18 protein-coding genes are annotated in these 19,089 nt (G+C 30.7%); 3 read left to right on the forward strand and 15 right to left on the reverse strand.

Annotation, left to right across the window (positions count from 1 at the left end):
* From LQ615_RS03875 to LQ615_RS03885, 3 genes are all read left to right on the forward strand, one after another.
* Nucleotides 1-963, forward strand: a complete 963-nt coding sequence (locus LQ615_RS03875) for a threonine ammonia-lyase (protein WP_135020982.1) — start codon at nucleotides 1-3, stop codon at nucleotides 961-963.
* Nucleotides 964-1,467: 504 nt separating this feature from the next.
* Nucleotides 1,468-2,148 (forward strand): hypothetical protein, encoded by a 681-nt coding sequence (locus LQ615_RS03880; RefSeq protein ID WP_135020980.1) that lies wholly within the window; start codon nucleotides 1,468-1,470, stop codon nucleotides 2,146-2,148.
* A gap of 35 nt (nucleotides 2,149-2,183) precedes the next feature.
* Nucleotides 2,184-2,765 (forward strand): DUF4352 domain-containing protein, encoded by a 582-nt coding sequence (locus LQ615_RS03885; RefSeq protein WP_135020978.1) that lies wholly within the window; start codon nucleotides 2,184-2,186, stop codon nucleotides 2,763-2,765.
* A gap of 1,161 nt (nucleotides 2,766-3,926) precedes the next feature.
* Here LQ615_RS03885 and LQ615_RS03890 read toward each other — a convergent pair.
* From LQ615_RS03890 to LQ615_RS03960, 15 genes are all read right to left on the reverse strand, one after another.
* The gene (locus tag LQ615_RS03890; RefSeq protein WP_135020976.1) at nucleotides 3,927-4,754 is read right to left on the reverse strand and encodes a hypothetical protein; all 828 of its coding nucleotides are present in this window, start codon (nucleotides 4,752-4,754) and stop codon (nucleotides 3,927-3,929) included.
* Entirely contained in the window at nucleotides 4,751-4,963 is a 213-nt protein-coding gene (locus LQ615_RS03895) for a hypothetical protein (protein WP_135020974.1), read from the reverse strand. Before LQ615_RS03895 ends, LQ615_RS03890 begins: the two co-directional genes overlap by 4 nt.
* A 286-nt stretch (nucleotides 4,964-5,249) precedes the next feature.
* Nucleotides 5,250-5,654: a GNAT family N-acetyltransferase gene (locus LQ615_RS03900; RefSeq protein WP_235855316.1), complete on the reverse strand. Its 405-nt coding sequence runs from the start codon at nucleotides 5,652-5,654 to the stop codon at nucleotides 5,250-5,252.
* 56 nt (nucleotides 5,655-5,710) lie between these two features.
* Nucleotides 5,711-6,130, reverse strand: a complete 420-nt coding sequence (gene fosB / locus LQ615_RS03905; protein WP_135020972.1) for a FosB/FosD family fosfomycin resistance bacillithiol transferase — start codon at nucleotides 6,128-6,130, stop codon at nucleotides 5,711-5,713.
* 316 nt (nucleotides 6,131-6,446) lie between these two features.
* Nucleotides 6,447-8,006, reverse strand: coding sequence for a ribonuclease Y (gene rny / locus LQ615_RS03910; protein ID WP_016998658.1), 1,560 nt, complete (start codon nucleotides 8,004-8,006; stop codon nucleotides 6,447-6,449).
* Between the two features lie 203 nt (nucleotides 8,007-8,209).
* Entirely contained in the window at nucleotides 8,210-9,280 is a 1,071-nt protein-coding gene (gene recA / locus LQ615_RS03915) for a recombinase RecA (protein WP_016998657.1), read from the reverse strand.
* 167 nt (nucleotides 9,281-9,447) lie between these two features.
* On the reverse strand, nucleotides 9,448-10,599 hold the full coding sequence (locus LQ615_RS03920) for a CinA family nicotinamide mononucleotide deamidase-related protein (RefSeq protein WP_064210920.1): 1,152 nt from the start codon (nucleotides 10,597-10,599) through the stop codon (nucleotides 9,448-9,450).
* 191 nt (nucleotides 10,600-10,790) lie between these two features.
* Nucleotides 10,791-11,372 (reverse strand): CDP-diacylglycerol--glycerol-3-phosphate 3-phosphatidyltransferase, encoded by a 582-nt coding sequence (pgsA, locus tag LQ615_RS03925; protein ID WP_064204821.1) that lies wholly within the window; start codon nucleotides 11,370-11,372, stop codon nucleotides 10,791-10,793.
* Between the two features lie 64 nt (nucleotides 11,373-11,436).
* On the reverse strand, nucleotides 11,437-11,832 hold the full coding sequence (locus LQ615_RS03930) for a helix-turn-helix domain-containing protein (RefSeq protein ID WP_016998654.1): 396 nt from the start codon (nucleotides 11,830-11,832) through the stop codon (nucleotides 11,437-11,439).
* Between the two features lie 21 nt (nucleotides 11,833-11,853).
* Complete coding sequence (locus LQ615_RS03935; RefSeq protein ID WP_016998653.1) at nucleotides 11,854-12,669, reverse strand: YmfK family protein; 816 nt, start codon at nucleotides 12,667-12,669, stop codon at nucleotides 11,854-11,856.
* 16 nt (nucleotides 12,670-12,685) lie between these two features.
* Entirely contained in the window at nucleotides 12,686-13,390 is a 705-nt protein-coding gene (gene ymfI, locus LQ615_RS03940) for an elongation factor P 5-aminopentanone reductase (protein WP_064210922.1), read from the reverse strand.
* Nucleotides 13,383-14,672 (reverse strand): EF-P 5-aminopentanol modification-associated protein YfmH, encoded by a 1,290-nt coding sequence (gene yfmH / locus LQ615_RS03945; RefSeq protein WP_135020970.1) that lies wholly within the window; start codon nucleotides 14,670-14,672, stop codon nucleotides 13,383-13,385. Before yfmH ends, ymfI begins: the two co-directional genes overlap by 8 nt.
* Nucleotides 14,662-15,939 (reverse strand): EF-P 5-aminopentanol modification-associated protein YfmF, encoded by a 1,278-nt coding sequence (gene yfmF, locus LQ615_RS03950; protein WP_135020968.1) that lies wholly within the window; start codon nucleotides 15,937-15,939, stop codon nucleotides 14,662-14,664. Before yfmF ends, yfmH begins: the two co-directional genes overlap by 11 nt.
* Nucleotides 15,940-16,020: 81 nt before the next feature.
* A complete protein-coding gene (locus LQ615_RS03955) occupies nucleotides 16,021-16,734 on the reverse strand; it encodes a GntR family transcriptional regulator (protein ID WP_239703971.1) in 714 nt (237 codons plus the stop codon).
* 9 nt (nucleotides 16,735-16,743) lie between these two features.
* Nucleotides 16,744-19,044, reverse strand: a complete 2,301-nt coding sequence (locus tag LQ615_RS03960) for a DNA translocase FtsK (RefSeq protein ID WP_016998648.1) — start codon at nucleotides 19,042-19,044, stop codon at nucleotides 16,744-16,746.
* Between the last annotated feature and the right edge of the window lie 45 nt (nucleotides 19,045-19,089).

Here is a 19,089-nt window from a genome sequence, read left to right on the forward strand (position 1 = left end):
ATGACATTTAATTTTCAAGACACAAAAGATGCCTATAATCGTATTAAAAGCTATACAGTAAAAACACCTTTAGAAGAGTCTTTTTACTTAGGAGATGATAATAAAAAATATTTTTTTAAATTAGAAAGTTTTCAAAAAGTAAAGAGTTTTAAAATTAGAGGAGCGCTCAATAAGATGCTTACTTTAAATAATGAAGAAAAAAAGTCTGGTGTAGCAACAATTTCTTCTGGTAACCATGGAAGCTCAGTAAGTTATGCAGCAAAATTATTAGGAATAAGAAACGTGAAAATTATTGTTCCGGAATCTACACCACAAAGCAAAATTGATAAAATTGAATACTTTGGTGGAGAAGCCATTCTATTGGGCAAAAATTATGATGAAGCAAATTCATTAGGGATGAATTATATACTAGAAAATAATTTAACTTATATAGACGCTTACTATGATGACCCATATATATATGGTGGTCAAGGTACTATAGGTATTGAAATTTTGGAACAAAACCCTGATATAGATACAATTGTTGTACCTATTGGTGGTGGCGGTTTAATTACAGGTATAGCTGTAGCTGCAAAACATATTAAACCAGATATTAAGATTATTGGTGTACAAACCGAAGCATGTCCTGCAATGATTAAGTCCTACCAACACAATACATTTTATGAAGAATACCCTAATACAGATACTCTTTGTGATTCTCTCATAGGTGGAATAGGAAAACTTAGTTATAAATTAGCAAAAGATTATGTTGATGAATTTTTAATAGTATCTGAAAATGGCATTGCTAAAGCGGTAAGTTTTATGGCTAAACAAGAAAAGTTTATTGCTGAAGCTGGTAGTTGTACTACAATCGCTGCAGTTAACGAATACCCAGAAAAATTTTCAGGAAAAAATATTGCATTAGTTATATCTGGCGGTAATATTGATGGTGAAATTTTAACAAATATTTTACGTAATCACTAATTTTAAAACGACTACCCTTTTTTTCATTACAAACCACAAAAATAATCCTACAACCATTGTGGCTGTAGGATTTTTAATTTAATAATTATTATTTTGCGTATTTAAATGTGATAAATATCACCGTTTGCTCTTACTCATAAACGGTCTAGTTAGAAACAATATTAAAATGTATCGTAAAAATAAAAGTATTAAACAAAAAGAAATAACTTACTAATCTTCTTAAAGATGCTGAAGTATTAATATTTTCTTATAAAGAAGGTTGGTATAACTTATCAGAAGAATAAATGAAGGAGATTATGCAAGCAAGTTCAAACCTAACAAATTACTATGTAGAGAATGATAAACGTGTAAGAGGCAAGAAGAACATAAACTAATTTTATTTAGATTATATTTTTTAAATAAAATTATATTGTATTAAATTATTAAATGTTTTATCATTAATAGTAAGTACATAAATTGTAGTTTTATTAATTTTAATTAATATTTAAATAAGGAGATGTATAAATGAAGAAACTTTTGATTGTAACACTAACTGGAACATTATTGTTAGGATCATGTGGACAAAAGGAAGATGCATCACCTAAAGAAGAAACAACAAAGAAATCTGATGACAAGAATACGGAGAAAAAAGAAAAAACAAAAGATACAAACCAAATTAGCTCGGAAAAAACAGATTCTGAGACAGAAAAACAGTCTACTGAAGAAGCGGTAACTAACGAACAACAGTCTACTGAAAAAATTAAAACTAATGAAGAATCTACAGTTAATAAAAAATTAGATTACAACAATGTCACTGATAGAAATTCATTAATTGAAATAATATACGGTAACTATAATGAAGAACATAAAATCATTGCATACAATAGCGCAGTTGCTAATGGAGTCATACCACAAGGTAATGTTATGGAAGGACCGGCAAGCGCTGCTTATGAAAGTTCTTTAAGAGTAGAAAGCGGTAAAGAAAAATCTATATATGCTGATATTCCAGATTATAATGATGAAGAAACTTTTGATTATGAAAATAATGGTATATATAGAACTCCAAGTCAACAAGAAGCACATGAAGATTGGGTAAATAACCAAGATGAATGGAATAATGCTTCAGAATCAGAGAAAGAAAAATTTAGAAAGAGAGATGCTGAAAAATATGGATATAAATATGACCCAAATGATTTTGAAGATTAGAAAAATAAATTTTTATATAATAAAGGAGCATACAAATGAATAACCATGAATTTAACAATCCACAAGATTTACCTAATAAAAGCAATAAGAAAAAATGGATATGGGGATGTGGAGGATGTTTAGGTGTTTTCTTAGTTCTAGCTATAATTTTCGGCGCATGTAGTGCTGTATTCGTAAATAGTGTGGACGAAGAAATGAATGGAACTAAGGAAGAACAGGCTAAAAATAAAAAGACATCTGAAAAAAGATATGAAGTTGGTGATGAAGTTACTATCAAAGATGTGAATTTCAAATTAGTAAATGCATCTTTTACTGACGAAAGAAATGAATTTGCAGAAGTAGAAGCTGATAAAGTTTTAGTTCTAGATATGGAAATTAAAAATAATGGAGATGAAGATATCCCAGTCGGTACAGACGTAAAAGCTTATGCTGATGGTAAACAATTAGAGAGTTACCCAGTTAATGATGAATTAATAGACGGTTTATCTCCAGGCAGGTCTATACAAGGGAAAACAGGATTTGCTATTACAGGTAATCCTAAAAAACTTGAATTAGAATTTAGCCCTTTTGCTGATTTCAGTGGGACAAAAGCAATTTATAATTTAGATCCACAGTAAATTCAACTTAGCAGACCACTAAATACTGGTCTGCTTTTATTACAAACTAAACCAAACTTAAGTTCTAATTATTAAACTGATTATTTAAGTTGCGTATATAACAACCATTTGGTCTACAATGTACAAACTACTTTAAATTTACAGTCATGTTACAAGTCAAATGAAAAATCACATGATTTATAAGCTTTCAGAAATAGAACAGCATTCTGTATTTTAAAGTTTTCTACCCTTTTTCATTACAAACCACAAAAAATTATTATTTTTCGTATTCTGTTTGTATTTTTACTCTTTGCAATCCTTATTAAATGCAAGTTCCTCTATTAAAAAGTGAAATACTGTAATCCTCTTGCAGATAATTCCAAAGAAACTGAGTAACAATTATTTTGTAACTTACCGATAAAGTCAACCCGATATTTTATAAAAATTTAAAATATTATTGATGTTATGTAGTATTGTTGATGCTATAATTTTAATTGAGTAAAAGAGCCTTACATTTTCGTGACACCTCTCGAGCCTTGAATTGGTATGGAAATGAGGTGGTAGCATGGATATTAATATTAACATCAACTTTGATTTTACTGTCGTAATAACATGGTCAGTTAGTATAGCATTTACTATTGTATATGCCCTATATCGTGCTATTAAAGAAAAGCAAAAAAAATAAGCTAACTATACGCCAATATAGTTAGCTTTAACCTAAAAAGGTTCGTTTGGTAATCACAACCATACTTGTGAGCCTTTACTCAATGGATAGGCGTCAAGTTATTTGGGCTTGATGGCTATCCTTATTACAACTAAATATTACCACATTATATTATAATTTGACAATATAAATCTATGATAAAAACCTTGAAAATAATTCTACAACCATTATGGCTGTAGCATTTTAAATTTAATAATAATTATTTTGCGTATTCAGTTCTTATTTTTTAAAGAAGAAATAACCAGTACACAAGTTTTAAAAGACAGAGTTTTTCAAAATGGTTATGATGACAAAGACGTTTCGAAAATAATAGAGATTTTCCTATATGAAGACATAATTGAAACGCCTGTTCAAAAGATTGGAGAACACGATTTTCTAATTTATATGCATAAATTCAATGAAGTAGAACGAGAGAGTCTGATATAACGAAAAATACCTACCTTAATTGGTGGGTATTTTTAATCTTTATAAAGTTTTGAATAATCACTAATAAGGTCGTGAGTACTTTTGTAAGTCATTTTAGCATATTCTTTATCTAAATAATTTATTTTTTCTTTTAATGATTTTAATTTTTGATCAAAAAACCTTTTATTACATCTGGTTATTTTTTCAATTGGTATGAGTTTTTCATCTCCATATAAATCATCAGGGTCCCTCCTTATGGTTACAATCCATTCTTTGTGTTCATTAAAATTGTTGGATGTCCAACTGCACAAAAAGCTTTCTGGCAAATCAATGTCTAGAGTATTAGCTACAAGTTTTTCACAGTCAGCATTGTTAATAGGATATAAAAATAAATTTCGTGAACTTTGAACTGTAATAATAAAATTCATTACATCTCTGTATATAATAACTGAAGATTTAGATAGTTCTTTTTCGTTAACATCATTCAAAACATTTAGTATTTCTTTGTATTTCTCCTTCATTTCTTCAAGGTTATTAGCATGAAACATATCGGTTTTATTCAACATAATCTTTATTTCCTTGATGTATTCAGGAATAGAGTCTAACTTTTCTAATACAAATATATTGGAATCCATATTTTTTTGTAAATCATTCATCTTAATCTGTTGTTTAAAAAGTTTTCTTGATTCACTTCCTGCTATTTTAGCACCTATATATGCACCCAAAAAAGTGGTAAATAAACCGGTGATACCTATTATAACTTCCAGCTTCTCAAACGGTTTTAAAACATTTAACTTAATACTATTCAAAAGTAATACTATTACTAATACTCCTAAAATTACAGCAAAAAATATTTTTATAAAAAATCTTATTTTAATCACAATCCTTCTACTAATTCCACTAATTCATTTATATCGTATTTAATTTTTAAATAAGCTAAAGCTTCATCACGACTAGCAAAATATATTTTATTTTCAACACATTCATTGTTCCATATTTCTCGTTCAACAATATCCAAATCTTTAAATATATTTATTCCATCAGCATATTTAAATTCTATTTCATATAAATGTCGACCATTTGCTTTCACATTATTTATTTCTCATTTCCTCCAATCTTATATATATAATTATAGAAATTAATAAGATTAAAGGTTAGAATCGAACCAGCAGCACTGGACACTAGGCTAAAAGTACAAAATTGAATAAAAATTCTATATTTAATATACTACAAATATAACCCCATCACACAAAGTAACAGGGCAAGTAAATAAGTATTTTATTATGAAACTGAAGCACTATTTCAGTGCTTATATATTAATAAATACTACATTATTAGTAATTTAATAAATAAAATATTATCGCTAATACAAAGTATCATTGATTGATATTTTTTAAAAATCCATAGGATTTACATTCAAAACCATTAGATATATATAACTTATGCGCATTTTCTCTTTCTGTTCTAATTCCGCTAGTCAATGTAATTGTTTTACAGTTTAACTTGTCAGCCAATCTTTCAGATTCCTTTAATAATAATGATCCCAATCCATTCCCTCTAAAATTTGAATTAACAACAAAAGCCAATATACGCATATAATCTCCACCATTTTCATAGAACATCATCTTACACATGCCACTAAAACCAATAATTTTCTCGTCTTCAAACAGTAGTAGCATATAATAGTCTTTGTGATTATTAATCTTACTTAATCGATGAATAAGTTCTTTACTCTTTGTTGGATACCCCAACTCATAATATAATTGTAGTAAATCGTCGATTTAGTTAAAGTCTTTTTCTTCAAATAATCTTGTATATATTGTCATAAAGCACCTACTTATTTGTAAAATACCATATGTGGTTTTGTGTCTTTATAATAATTCAATCTATTTTCTAGTGTGCCAGTATGTAACTCTAACTTGTGTCCGTCAGGATCAGTAAAATAAATTGATTGCTTATCTCTTACATCTCTAGTACGCCCTTCTAATATGTTCACGTTATTTTCCTTGAGCCATTGATGCCAATTAATAAACTCACTTGCCTCTATAGTAAACGCTGTATGTGTGTATGAATATTGAATTTCATTTCGAAGGATATTTCTTTCTTCATTTAACGCAACCCATAAGCCACCAATATCGAAATATGCAGTTGTTTTTCCACTTACTAATAATTTACCACATAAAATATCTTTATAAAAACGTATAGAATCATTTAAATTACTAACGGAATAACATATATGATTAATAGATTGTATCATTATAGGCCTCCTATATTCTAGAATATTGAAATAGTTGATTTTTAACTTTATGACATAATTTAACTCTTATTAAATATTATAACACAAAATAACCCTACCTAGTTTCTGAACTGTACCCTGTCAAGTAGGTTTTGTGTAATTGTTGTAATACAAGACATATCGAATATATCTCATTCAGTCAATTTATTTCGATTTAATCTACCCTCGTTATATTCAATTTATTATCTGCTAATGAAGTCGCAATTGTTTTCCCATCATAAACCACAAAAATAATCCTACAACCATTGTGGCTGTAGGATTTTTAATTTAATAATAATTATTTCGCGTATTCAGTTGCTCTCATCTCCCGGACAACTGTCACTTTAATATGCCCTGGATATTGTAATTCACTTTCTATTTGGTCTTTAATACCTTTTGCTATTCTATGTGCTTTTAAGTCATCAATATCTTCAGGTGATACTATTACTCTAATTTCTCTACCTGCTTGAATCGCATATGCTTTTTCAACACCGTCATAGTCTTCAGATATTTCTTCTAATCTCTCTAGTCGTTTAACATAGTTTTCTAATGTCTCACGTCTAGCTCCTGGTCTAGCAGCGCTTAATGCGTCTGCAGCAGCTACGAGTATAGAGATGACTGATGTCGGTTCTACATCCCCATGATGTGAGTGTATTGCATTTATGACTGTATCATGTTCATGATATTTCTTAGCAAGTTCTACCCCTATTTCAACATGGCTGCCTTCAACTTCATGATCGATAGCTTTACCAATATCATGTAATAAACCTGCACGTTTCGCTAATGTTTCATCTTCACCTAATTCAGCTGCTAACATTCCTGAAAGTTGTGCAACTTCTATAGAGTGTTTCAGAACACTTTGACCGTAGCTTGTACGATATTTCATTCTTCCTAATATCTTAACTAATTCTGGATGTAAGTTATGAATACCTAATTCAAAGGTAGCTTGTTCTCCTGATTCTCTCATCAAGTCATCTACTTCTCTTCTTGCTTTTTCAACCATATCTTCAATTCGACCTGGATGTATACGTCCATCAGATACTAAATTAGTTAAGGCTGTCTTAGCAATTTCTCTTCGAATTGGGTCAAAACCAGATAATATTACTGCTTCTGGTGTATCGTCTATAATCAAATCTACTCCTGTTAATGTTTCTAAAGTACGTATATTTCGACCTTCACGACCGATGATACGTCCTTTCATTTCATCGTTTGGTAAATTCACGACTGATACTGTTGATTCTGAAGTATGATCTGCCGCTAATCTTTGTACTGTAGTAGCTAACAGTTCTTTTGCTTTCTTATCAACATTTGATTTAAGTTCACGTTCTTTTTCCTTTACAAGTACGGCAATATCATGTGACAGTTCTTCTTCGACTTTTGAAAATTGCTCTTTACGAGCTTCTTCGCGTGTCAATCCGGAGATGCGTTCTAGTTCTTGTTCATGTTTCGTTATTATGTCTTGAACATTACTCTCTTTTGCATCTACCTGTTGTTGTCGCTCTTCAATTTTAGCTTCTTTGTTTTCTAGAATTTCATCTTTTTTGTCTAAAAGATCAGATTTGCGCTCTAAGTTTTCTTCTTTTTGAAGTAATCTTGATTCTTGTTTTTGTAGGTCACTTCTTCTCTCTCGAATTTCACTATCAAGATGATCTCTAATTTGTTGATTTTCTTCTTTTGCTTCTAGCAATTTCTCTTTCTTTAGGCTCTCAGCTTCTTTGTTCGCTTCACTTAAAATATAGTGAGCTGACTGACGAGCTTGATCTTGCTTTTTCGTTAAGCTATTTTGTGCGAAAAAGTATCCTACAACAACACCTAGAATAACTCCTAGCAAAATGAGTAAGAGGGTTAATAAGTCCACATAAACACCTCCTTCTATCTAGGTTTTTACGTCTTATATATACAAAAATATGATTAAATGAAACTATGGAATCATACAACTCAATTGTACGTTTAAATTTGTACAAGTGTCAAGGACATCACCTTTATTTTTCATATGATTTCAATAAAAAAGCGTTCTATAAATCATCTCATTACAAGTGATTTATAGAACGCTAATAAAAGTTATTGATCTAGCAATGATTCTTGCTCAGGATTTTCTTCTTTTTTATCTTTCTTATCTTTCTTAGCTTCTTCTTTAGGTTTACCATTAAAACCTAATTCATTTCTAAGAATAGAATCAATTTCTTCAATGATAGCTGGGTTTTCTTTCAAGTATGTTTTAACATTTTCTTTACCTTGTCCCATTCTTTCACCATTATAAGAATACCAAGCACCTGATTTATCGACGATTTCATATTCAACAGCTAAATCGATTAATTCGCCTTCACGTGAAATACCTTCACCGTACATAATATCAACTTCTGCTACTCTAAATGGTGGTGCCACTTTGTTCTTAACAACTTTAATCTTAGTACGGTTACCTACAACTTCTTGACCTTGTTTCAATTGTTCGGCTCTACGCACTTCTAAACGAACAGAACTATAGAATTTAAGTGCACGACCACCAGGTGTAACTTCAGGGTTACCGAACATAACGCCTACTTTTTCACGGATTTGGTTGATAAATATTGCAGTTGTATTTGATTTAGATATTGCAGCTGATAATTTACGTAAAGCTTGGCTCATTAGACGAGCTTGTAAACCAACGTGTGTATCGCCCATTTCGCCTTCAATTTCAGCCTTAGGTGTAAGAGCAGCTACAGAGTCAACGATAATAATATCAACAGCACCACTTCTTACGAATGCTTCAGCAATCTCTAGTCCTTGTTCCCCGTGGTCAGGTTGTGATAAATAAAGGTTATCTATATCTACGCCTAAATTCTTAGCATAAACTGGGTCTAAAGCATGCTCAGCATCGATAAATGCAGCTACGCCTCCTTGACGTTGTGCTTCTGCAATAGCATGAAGCGCAACAGTTGTCTTACCAGAACTTTCTGGTCCATATATTTCAATAATACGTCCTTTAGGATATCCACCTACTCCTAAAGCTTTATCTAATGTAATAGATCCACTGGACACAGCTGAAACTTCTCTACTTGTGTTATCCCCAAGTTTCATAACTGCCCCTTTACCAAAGGATTTTTCCATATTTTTAATTACTGTATCGAGTGCTTTCTGACGTTGTTCGTTCACGCGATAACCTCCTATATATATAAAATGAGTTTACTTGTTTAATTAGCTATCATTTACTATAAATCTTTTTCTCTTAAAATGCAAGTATAAAGCGAATATTTGTTCGTGTTTTTATGTGTGTTTTCTTAATAAATGCGAACATAAGTGCCACTTTTATGAATTTATGCTTATTCTCTTAAAAAATTCAAAAATTCAATAAGCGCTATATTACTGATTCTATCACGTTTCCCAGCATAAGATTGACTCAGTCTAGAATTAAATTTTTTGTGTTTTTGCACATCTGAAATATAGACCATCGATTCTTCATCTTGTTCCAATAATATTAAGACAGTATCTACATTAAATCTTTCTTTTAATTTAAAAGCAATGTTCTCAAAATTATCTTGCTTAGAAATATTTAATAGTTGATCAATACTTTCTTCTTGTATGACATAACCTTTTAAGTATTTTTCACTTTTATCATTTAATTTCAACCTTGATAACAGTATACCATCTGTAATACCATCGTATACTAAAAAGGGCTTATCTGTATGTGAAAAAACAGCTTCTTCCATCGTAGTATCATCACTACCGTAATAATATGAACCTATTCGATTTAAAATTTCTTCTTTTACTGGATTTATTAATTCCAAAGCTTCCTGTTTAGTATTTGAATTTGCTGTAATTCTTAGGGAAACTTCATGTGAACCAGCTAGTGGTGCAATTGTCGGATTAGTTTGGTTGTCAATTAAGTCCATACACTCTGTTTCAAGTCTTGATTCCCCGATACCAGCAAATTTTAATGATTCAGAATGAATAACACGTTCCTCATTTAAAAAATAAGGTACAAGATATTGTGTTACCATTGGCTTTAATTCTCTAGGTGGTCCAGGTAATAACACGATTTTTTTATCTTCATGTTCAACATACATACCTGGAGCCATACCAACATCATTTTTTAACACTTTGCTTCCTTCAATTACTAGCGCTTGCTGTTTATTATTTGGTGTCATCGGTCTATTTTCATTCTTAAAATATTGCTCAATAAATTCCATCGCTTCTTTGTTTGTTTCTAAACCTCTTCCTAACACATTAGCTACTGTTTGTTTCGTTAAGTCATCTTTTGTAGGACCTAAACCACCTGTTAAAATGACCACGTCATGTGCCGCCAATTCTTCTTGTATTGCACGCTCAAGCCTAGAAGGGTTATCTCCTACTGCTACGTGTCTCATTATACTAGCACCAAGTTCATTAAACGTTTTTGATATAAACTGAGCATTAGTATTTGCAATCTGACCTAATAAAATTTCTGTTCCTACACTAAGTATACTTACTTTCATTTTATTCCTCCTAAAGAAAGTGAAAGGGACATCAATCTCTTGTTCTCATAAGATTTCGTTGCCCCATCATAGCAAAGATAACAAGAATTAAATGAGTTTAGCATAAACAATCTTCAATTCAGTTAACTACTGCCAATATAACAAAAGAGCCTGAGACATTGAATATGTCCCGGACTCTTTACAAGATATAACTATTTTGAGCCTTTAAACACATCTCTACCATGGTAAAAGTATTCAATACCAGATAAGATTGTAAAGAATGTTCCTATGTACAATAACCATTGACCTAAATTAATTTGCCATAACATAGAAAATGGTTCTTGTAATAAAATAAATACGAGTGCCACCATCGTAACGGCAGTTTTGATTTTACCTAATTGCCCAGCTGCACTTACAAATCCTTGTTCTATTTGTAAAAGTCTTAAACCAGTAACGGCAAATTCTCTTGCTATAATAATAATAGCTATAACTGAAGAAACTTTGTCTAATTCCACTAGCGCTATTAATGCACTTGCGACTAATAATTTGTCAGCTAATGGATCTAAAAATTTCCCCATATTAGTAACGAGTTGCCACTTTCTTGCCAAGTAACCATCAAACCAATCAGTAGCAGATGCTATTATAAAAATAATAGCGGCGATAAATTGTTCAATTCTCATTTCTTGTCCAAATAAGAAATCCATCTTACCCATATTAAAATCTACAAGTAAGAAAAGTACAAAAACAGGTATTAATATAACACGTAATACCGTCAATTGGTTAGGAATATTCATATGCTTTCTCCTTCTTTACTATCAATCCCATAATAATACTATTATAAATCAATCATACTGAGAATTAAACGATTATTATCAACAATATCCATAAGATAAGTAATAGGCCAAAAAATGTAACCATTTGAATGATTAATTTAGAAACCATATTATTTTCTGATATTTCTGATTGGCTTCTTTTTTCTTGTGTAAGCTGGCGAAATGCTTCTTTTGCAGATGGTGCTGATTTAGGTAATTCACTTTGATGTTTATCTATTAATTCTTTAGGACTCATATTAATAGATGAAGCATATTTTGTAATAAAGCCTCTCGTATAATCTGGATTTGGTAAATTTTCAAAATCATTTTTTTCTATCATGACTAGAAATTGACGTTGAATTTTGGTCTTTTCTTCTAATTCAACTAACGTCATACCAAGTTGCTCTCTTTTATTTCGTAAAATCTCGCCAATATTTTTCAAACTTTTTCCACCTCTACAAGATTATTCAAAGAATCCAAATCCATCACCAAATCCCATACTATCATTTGAAAATAAATCATTTTTATTTAATTGTTCATATGTAATTTCTTGATCTTCAGTTTCTCTCAACTCAATAATATAGTCAAAGTCTTCTAAACTATATTCAGAACGCTGTACAAATAGATCAGGGTGTTCTACGACTTTAATTGTCGGTAGACTCATCACTTCTCTCACGAGTTGTTTATGTTTTTCGTCGGTTTGTTTCGAAGTGACAGCACCATCAATAATATAAACGTTTTTATCGCTATATTCACCTTTAAGCAATGAACTTCTTACAGTTTGTTTGATTAAAGTAGAACTGATAAACAACCATTTTTTATGTGCACACACACTTGCTGCAACAACTGATTCTGTTTTACCAACACGTGGCATACCTCTTACACCAATTAATTTATGTCTATCTTCTTTAAATAACTCAGCCATAAAATCAACTAGCAAACCTAAATCTTTTCTTTCAAAACGAAATGTTTTTTTATCATCTATATCACGTTTAATATATCGCCCATGCCTTACTGCTAATCTATCTCTTAAACCAGGAGTTCGTAATTTTTTTATTGTGATGTCATCAATTTCTTTTACGATGTTCTCAAAGCGTTTTACTTTATCCATATCATCTGTCTTTATAAGTAATCCACGCCTACCTTGATCTACACCATTAATAGTAATAATGTTAATGCCTAATATACCTAGTAAACTAGAAATATCACCTAACAACCCTGCTCTGTTTACTTGAATATCATATTCTAAATACCATTCTTTTTTAATGACTTCTCCCATAATATCCACCCCAATATTAAGTATACCATCCACCGTTAATACGAAGTACTTGTCCTGTCACACTTTGAGATAACGGGTCCAATAAATAAGCTACACATGAACTAATCTCTTTAGTAGTGATAAATCGATTTTGTGGTATATCTTCTTTTAATTGTATTTGTGTCATTTCATCTAGTTCATTTGTCATTTTACCATGAACGACACCTGGAGTTATAGCGTTAACTGTAATGGATGTTAAAGCTAATTCTTTTGCAAGAGATTTTACAAATCCAAGTTGCGCAGCTTTCATGGTAGAATAAATCGTTTCATAGCTAGCACCTGTTTCCCCCCAGATTGATGAGATGACTATGATGCGTCCATTATCACTTTGCCTTAAACGATCCACTAATGCTTGTACAACTTTTATTAAATTATAAACATTTATCAAATATTGTCCATCAATATCCTCGTCAGACATATCTTGAATGGCGCCAAATAATGATTGACCAGCAACATAAATTAAATGGTCAATATGATTAATTTCATCCAGTTCACGAAATGTTATTTTTTCTGTAAGATCTAATTTCAAAAATGAAACTGGTTGATGTTTATAGCGCGATTTTAATGTTTCTATATCTGCATTATTATAATGTAATATAACTTCATCGCCTCGTGCTAGGCATTCATCAACTATTGAAAGACCTATATCACCGCTTCCTCCAATAATTAATGATTTAGCCATTATCTTTCACCAAACGACTTTCTACGACATTATCAAAATTAATAAGCGATTTTAATGTATGGTGTACGCTATCAACTGTGATTGACTCTAAAATATCTATTAATCTGAAAAGTTCTACCCCTTCAAAATAAAATTTTGTATACTGATTAGCAATATATTCAGGTGAATTTAAACTCGATACAATTTCACCTAATGTTTGTTTTCTTAATCTATTTAATTCTGATACATCGAAACCATTTTCTATATAACTTTGTAATTCTTCAAATATTGCTGACTTAAATTGATCATGTTTGTCTGTAGAAACAGCTAATATCAAGTAACTATAAGTAGCTTCATTAGCAAATTGGTAACCGAAAGTATCATCAATCACATCTTGCTCAAGTAGTTTTTGATAAAAGTCTGTTTGTTCACCGAACATTAAATCTAAAGCGAGCATCATTTCAATATCATTTTTAACTCTTATTTCATCAGAAATACTGTTAGGTTTGAATTTAAATGCAACCATTGATTTTTCATGAACAATCTCCATTTTTGTTTCTACATACTCTTGGTGTACTGATTCTGGTTCGTTAAATGGTTGACGTTGTATAGGAGGCATTTCACTTAATTCTCTTGTTGCTTCATGTTCCCTTACTAATTCAATTGTTTCTTCAGGGTCTACATCACCCACAACAATTAATACCATATTAGCAGGATGGTAAAATGTTTCATAAGATAAATATAAATCATCTGCTGTTATTTTATATATACTTTCAACTGATCCAGCAATATCAATTTGAACCGGATGTTTATGGTACAAAGCGCCTAATGTTTGAAACATCAACTTATAATTTGGTTGTTCTTGGTACATTTTGATTTCTTCAGCAATAATACCTTTTTCTTTTTCTACAGTTTGTTCTGTAAAATATGGGCTTTCAATCATTTTTAGTAATCTAATAATATTGTCGTGAACATTGTCAGTAGCGCTAAATAAATAGCTTGTTCGATCAAATGTTGTAAATGCATTTACTTGTGCGTCGTTTTCAGCAAAACTTGTAAATACATCTCCTTCTTCTTTTTCAAATAATTTATGTTCTAGAAAATGGGCAACACCATCAGGAACCGTTGCATATTCTGTTTCTCCATGTGGTTTAAAAGTATGGTCTAACGAACCAAATTTAGTTGTATATGTAACAAAAGTTTTATAAAAACCTTTTTTAGGAATAACGACTACTTTTAATCCATTTTCTAAAGTTTCTTCAAATACTGTCTCATCTATTTGTTCATAGTATTTATTCGTCATCTTTTTCACCTTCAGTCAGTATATATATCGTATCTAATTGTCCTTGTTGTGAAATGTTCATAATATCTTTTTTAGTTATAGAATTTATTTCTTTAATCCATTCTTCATAATCATATACGGATTGATATCTTGCATGCATATGCAATAAATCAACCATTTGTCTTTGTTTATCGAACATTTCTTGTGCATTTGATATAAGAACTTTCTTGGCTAGTTCTAACTTGTTGTCTTCAAAGTGGCCTTCTTGTAAATCTTTATAAATATTTAATATCGTTTCTTTAGCCACTTGTACTTTATCTTTAGATATGCCACCAACTATATATAAGAAACCATTTCTCGCATCAATTTGTGAATGTATAGAATATGCTAAACTTTGTTTTTCTCTTACTTCACTAAACAATATAGAAGACGCATCGCCACCCAATAACATGTTTAATACTAAGAAAGAATAGTATTCTTTAGAATGGAATGTAATAGGGAAACGGTACCCCATGTTTAACTTCGCTTGATCAATTTCAGTATAATCAGTAATTTCTCTAACTTGATCAATATGTTTTATTGCAGATGTTTCAATTTCCATTTTATTATTATGTTCAAAAGTAAAATATTTTTTGCATAAAGATTTAACTTCTTCTAAGCCAACGTTCCCAATAACATAAGTTGAAATTGCGTTTTCTTCAAGCAAGTCTTGATATGTTTGTACTAAATTTTGTGCATTAATACTGTCTATATCTTCTAAATGGCCCGTTGCTAAAAATCTATATGGTTCATTTTCAAACATATGATTTAAAAATTGCAGGAATGCACGTTGAGATTTATTTTCTTCAATCGCAGTTAATTTTTTCTTTAGTAAAAATTTTTCTTGTTCTGTATATTTTTCATTAAATTGATTATTTTCTATGTATGGATTAAATATAACTTCATGTAATAATTGTACAGCTTTTTCTAATAATGAAGACTCACTATTCAAATACTTTTCATTTACGATTTCTATACCTATCGTCATGATATGATTGTGCGCTTGTTTATTCACATAACTAAATAAATGTGCACCGTATAAATCTGCTAACAAGTTATTCATTTCTTTATCAGTTTGATATTTCTTCGTTACTCTAGTTAATAATTTACTTAATATAGACCTCGAAGTGATTGTTTCGCTATCTAGTGGCGCAACAAATTTAAAGACAATTGTTGTTGTTTTAAATTTCTTTGTTGGTATCACATAAACGTCGTTAGATGCTAATTGTATATGTTCAGTTGTTATCATTTTTGATACCTCTCTTTTTTTATGTATAGATATACAGAAACAAAGCAACAATTGTTACTTTGTTTCTGTGTAATATAATGATTATATCCTATTTCGTTTGATTCGAAACTTAACAAGACTACTTTTAAAGTAATTTAATGAATAAAGAACAGGTCTTTCTTGTTCATCGTAATGAATTTGAGTAAGTAACATCATAGCATCATCAGGATGAGAATTTAATATTTCGCTAATGTAAGGCTCATAGCTAATAGATTCTATCGATGTATCAGCACGAGTGATTTTATATTCTATTTTATTCTCTATTGCGGATAATAGAGATAAATTAGAATGATAGTCACTACATGGAAATAGATCTGCAGAAATTTTATCTAAGCAATATACAACTGGTTCTCCATCAGCTGTCCTCAATCTTTCTATGACAGAAATGATAGCATCATCATCTAAATTCAATACTTCTTTTTCAATTATAGTCGTTACTTCTTCATCAAGACTAATGAATTCTGTACCAGCTTTTTGGCCGTTTTTCTCTATCATATTGGTAATACTTACAAGTTCATCTAAAGGATAATAAAATGGTTGTCTTGGTTTCACTATCGTACCTTCTCCAGATTTTTGGGACAATATTTGCTCTGTTACAAGTTCATGAATAGCCTTTTCTATTTCTTCATATTCAATATCTAATGTTCTTTTTAACTCGAATTCCGTTGGTATAACTTCTCCCGGTTCTAGTTCACCTTTTTGAATTTTATCTAATAGCCAGTTTTTCACAAAATTAGTCGTTTCACTTGTAGACATAATATCCCCCTATTCATCTTGATAAATATCGACCAAAACTTGTCTAGGTTTACTACCTGATTGTGGCCCTATTACGCCATTTCCTTCTAAATCATCCATTAATCTAGATGCCCTATTGTAACCTATTCTAAATCGTCTTTGTAATAAACTAGCACTTGCTTTTTGTTCTTCAACAACAAATAAATAAGCTTCTTTATACAATTCATCTTCGCTTTCCATTTCCCCTGATTCACTAGGTTCGTCCGGTTCCATCTCTTTAACGTAGTTAGCTGTTTGCTCACCAATTACATGTTGAACAACATTTTCAACTTCTCCATCCGAGAGGAAAGCACCTTGAATTCTTGTCGGTTTAGAAGAATCTCTTGATAAGAATAGCATATCACCTTTACCAAGTAATTTTTCAGCACCACCACCATCTAAAATCGTTCTAGAATCTGTCGCTGAACTTACAGCAAATGCAATTCTAGATGGTATATTCGCCTTAATACTACCTGTTATTACATCAACAGAAGGTCTTTGTGTTGCAATAATTAAATGTATGCCTGCTGCCCTAGCAAGTTGTGCTAATCTCATGATTGATGACTCAACATCTTTACCTGCCACCATCATTAAGTCAGCTAATTCATCTACAATCACTACTATATAAGGTAGTTGTGCTTGTTTCTCTTCTAACTCCATGTTACTTCTTTCAATGTACTCGTTATAACCCTCTATATTTCTTGCTCCAACATGTTGGAATAAGTCATATCGTTTTTCCATTTCAGATACTACTTTTTGCAGAGCTTGGTTTGCCTTTTGAGGGTTGGTTACTACTGGCGTTAATAAATGAGGAGCACCATTATATACATTTAACTCAACCATCTTCGGATCAATTAGCATAAGTTTAACTTCATGTGGTTTAGCATTCATAAGAATACTCGTTATAATTCCGTTAATGCATACCGATTTACCACTACCTGTAGCACCTGCCACAAGTAAATGTGGAAGTTTATTAAGTTCAGCTGTAATAGGTTCACCAGAAATATCCCTACCCAATGCTACTTCTAATTTATTAGTTGTGGACTTCATCTCATTTAATACTTCTTTCAATGTAACCATAGAAATATGTTCATTTGGCACTTCTATTCCCACTGCTGATTTACCTGGAATAGGTGCTTCAATTCTAATATCTTTAGCTGCAAGATTAAGGGCGATATCATTGCTCAAGTTCACAATTTTATTTACTTTAACGCCTTGAGCAGGCTGCACTTCATATTGGGTAACAGCTGGACCAATTCTTATTTGTGTAACTTTAGCATCGACATTAAAGTTTCTTAATGTCGCTTCAAGTAATTTCCCTTTCTCTTGAACAGTTTTCTTAGACACTGTTTGAGATTTAGGTGGATCATTTAAAATACTAAGCGGAGGTAATTTATAATTTAAATTCTCTGTTTCGTCTATAGTAGATTCATTTGTTTCCTCAGCTGGTTCTTCTTGTTTAATTTCTGATTTAGGAACTGATTTTTTCTTAAGTTGCTGTTTTTCAGTTGATTCAAAAATTGGAATATCATCATAGGATGTTTCTTGATTTTTTGTTTCTTCTTTTGTTGTTTCTGGTGGATTATCCATTTTAATTTCTTTCATATCTGAAACATCTTTGATTTTTTCTTGTTTACGTTTTTCTTTTTCTTGTTTTTTAATTTGAGATTTTTCTTCTCTTTTACGTTCTAAGTTAACCATTTTTGATTTTGTTTTACTTTGTACATTTTCAAATAATGATTTTGTTATATCTCTATGTTTTTTGTTAAATATAAGAATCATACTTGATACTAAAATTAACAATGTAATTAAACCATAACCAAATACTGAAACGAGTTTACTTACCACATTAAATACGTGATAACCTATGAAACCACCACCATTAAAGTACATGGCATTACTTTCTAAAGCTGAGTATGTTTCACTTAATGACGTTTTAAATGAATCAAATGACTTATCTTTGAAATATAAAATCATTTGGAATAACAACAATAGTCCAATTTGAAATATGAATAAGCCAGTTAAACGTCTTGTAAACTTCACTTTATCATTTAATGTAATCAATAGTGAAACAATCACGATTAATATATATGTAAAATATTTGGAATAGCCGAATAAAAAGTGGAAGAAACTATCAACCATCAACCCGATAAAACCTAATTGAAAAGCGCCTAACACTATTAAAAACAGCACGAGTACTTCTATGACATACTTTAACGTGTTATCTTTTTGCTTCTTTTTACCTCGCGTTGTTTTTCTTTTACGCGTTGTTGGCTTTTTCTTTTGTACCATTATACGAATAGCCTCCTTATCAATAATGCAAAAAATAAGCCCAAT

The sequence above is a fragment of the Mammaliicoccus sp. C-M13 genome, assembly GCF_022386845.1.
Lineage (GTDB): Bacteria > Bacillota > Bacilli > Staphylococcales > Staphylococcaceae > Mammaliicoccus > Mammaliicoccus lentus.

Excerpts from the sequence above, each read along its gene's own strand:
- LQ615_RS03875 (WP_135020982.1), top strand. The coding sequence starts at position 1 with ATGACATTTAATTTTCAAGACACAAAAGATGCCTATAATCGTATTAAA.
- LQ615_RS03880 (WP_135020980.1), top strand. The coding sequence starts at position 1,468 with ATGAAGAAACTTTTGATTGTAACACTAACTGGAACATTATTGTTAGGA.
- LQ615_RS03885 (WP_135020978.1), top strand. The coding sequence starts at position 2,184 with ATGAATAACCATGAATTTAACAATCCACAAGATTTACCTAATAAAAGC.
- fosB (WP_135020972.1), bottom strand. The coding sequence starts at position 6,130 with ATGATACAATCTATTAATCATATATGTTATTCCGTTAGTAATTTAAAT.
- LQ615_RS03920 (WP_064210920.1), bottom strand. The coding sequence starts at position 10,599 with ATGAAAGTAAGTATACTTAGTGTAGGAACAGAAATTTTATTAGGTCAG.
- pgsA (WP_064204821.1), bottom strand. The coding sequence starts at position 11,372 with ATGAATATTCCTAACCAATTGACGGTATTACGTGTTATATTAATACCT.
- LQ615_RS03935 (WP_016998653.1), bottom strand. The coding sequence starts at position 12,669 with ATGGGAGAAGTCATTAAAAAAGAATGGTATTTAGAATATGATATTCAA.
- ymfI (WP_064210922.1), bottom strand. The coding sequence starts at position 13,390 with ATGGCTAAATCATTAATTATTGGAGGAAGCGGTGATATAGGTCTTTCA.
- yfmH (WP_135020970.1), bottom strand. The coding sequence starts at position 14,672 with ATGACGAATAAATACTATGAACAAATAGATGAGACAGTATTTGAAGAA.
- yfmF (WP_135020968.1), bottom strand. The coding sequence starts at position 15,939 with ATGATAACAACTGAACATATACAATTAGCATCTAACGACGTTTATGTG.
- LQ615_RS03955 (WP_239703971.1), bottom strand. The coding sequence starts at position 16,734 with ATGTCTACAAGTGAAACGACTAATTTTGTGAAAAACTGGCTATTAGAT.
- LQ615_RS03960 (WP_016998648.1), bottom strand. The coding sequence starts at position 19,044 with ATGGTACAAAAGAAAAAGCCAACAACGCGTAAAAGAAAAACAACGCGA.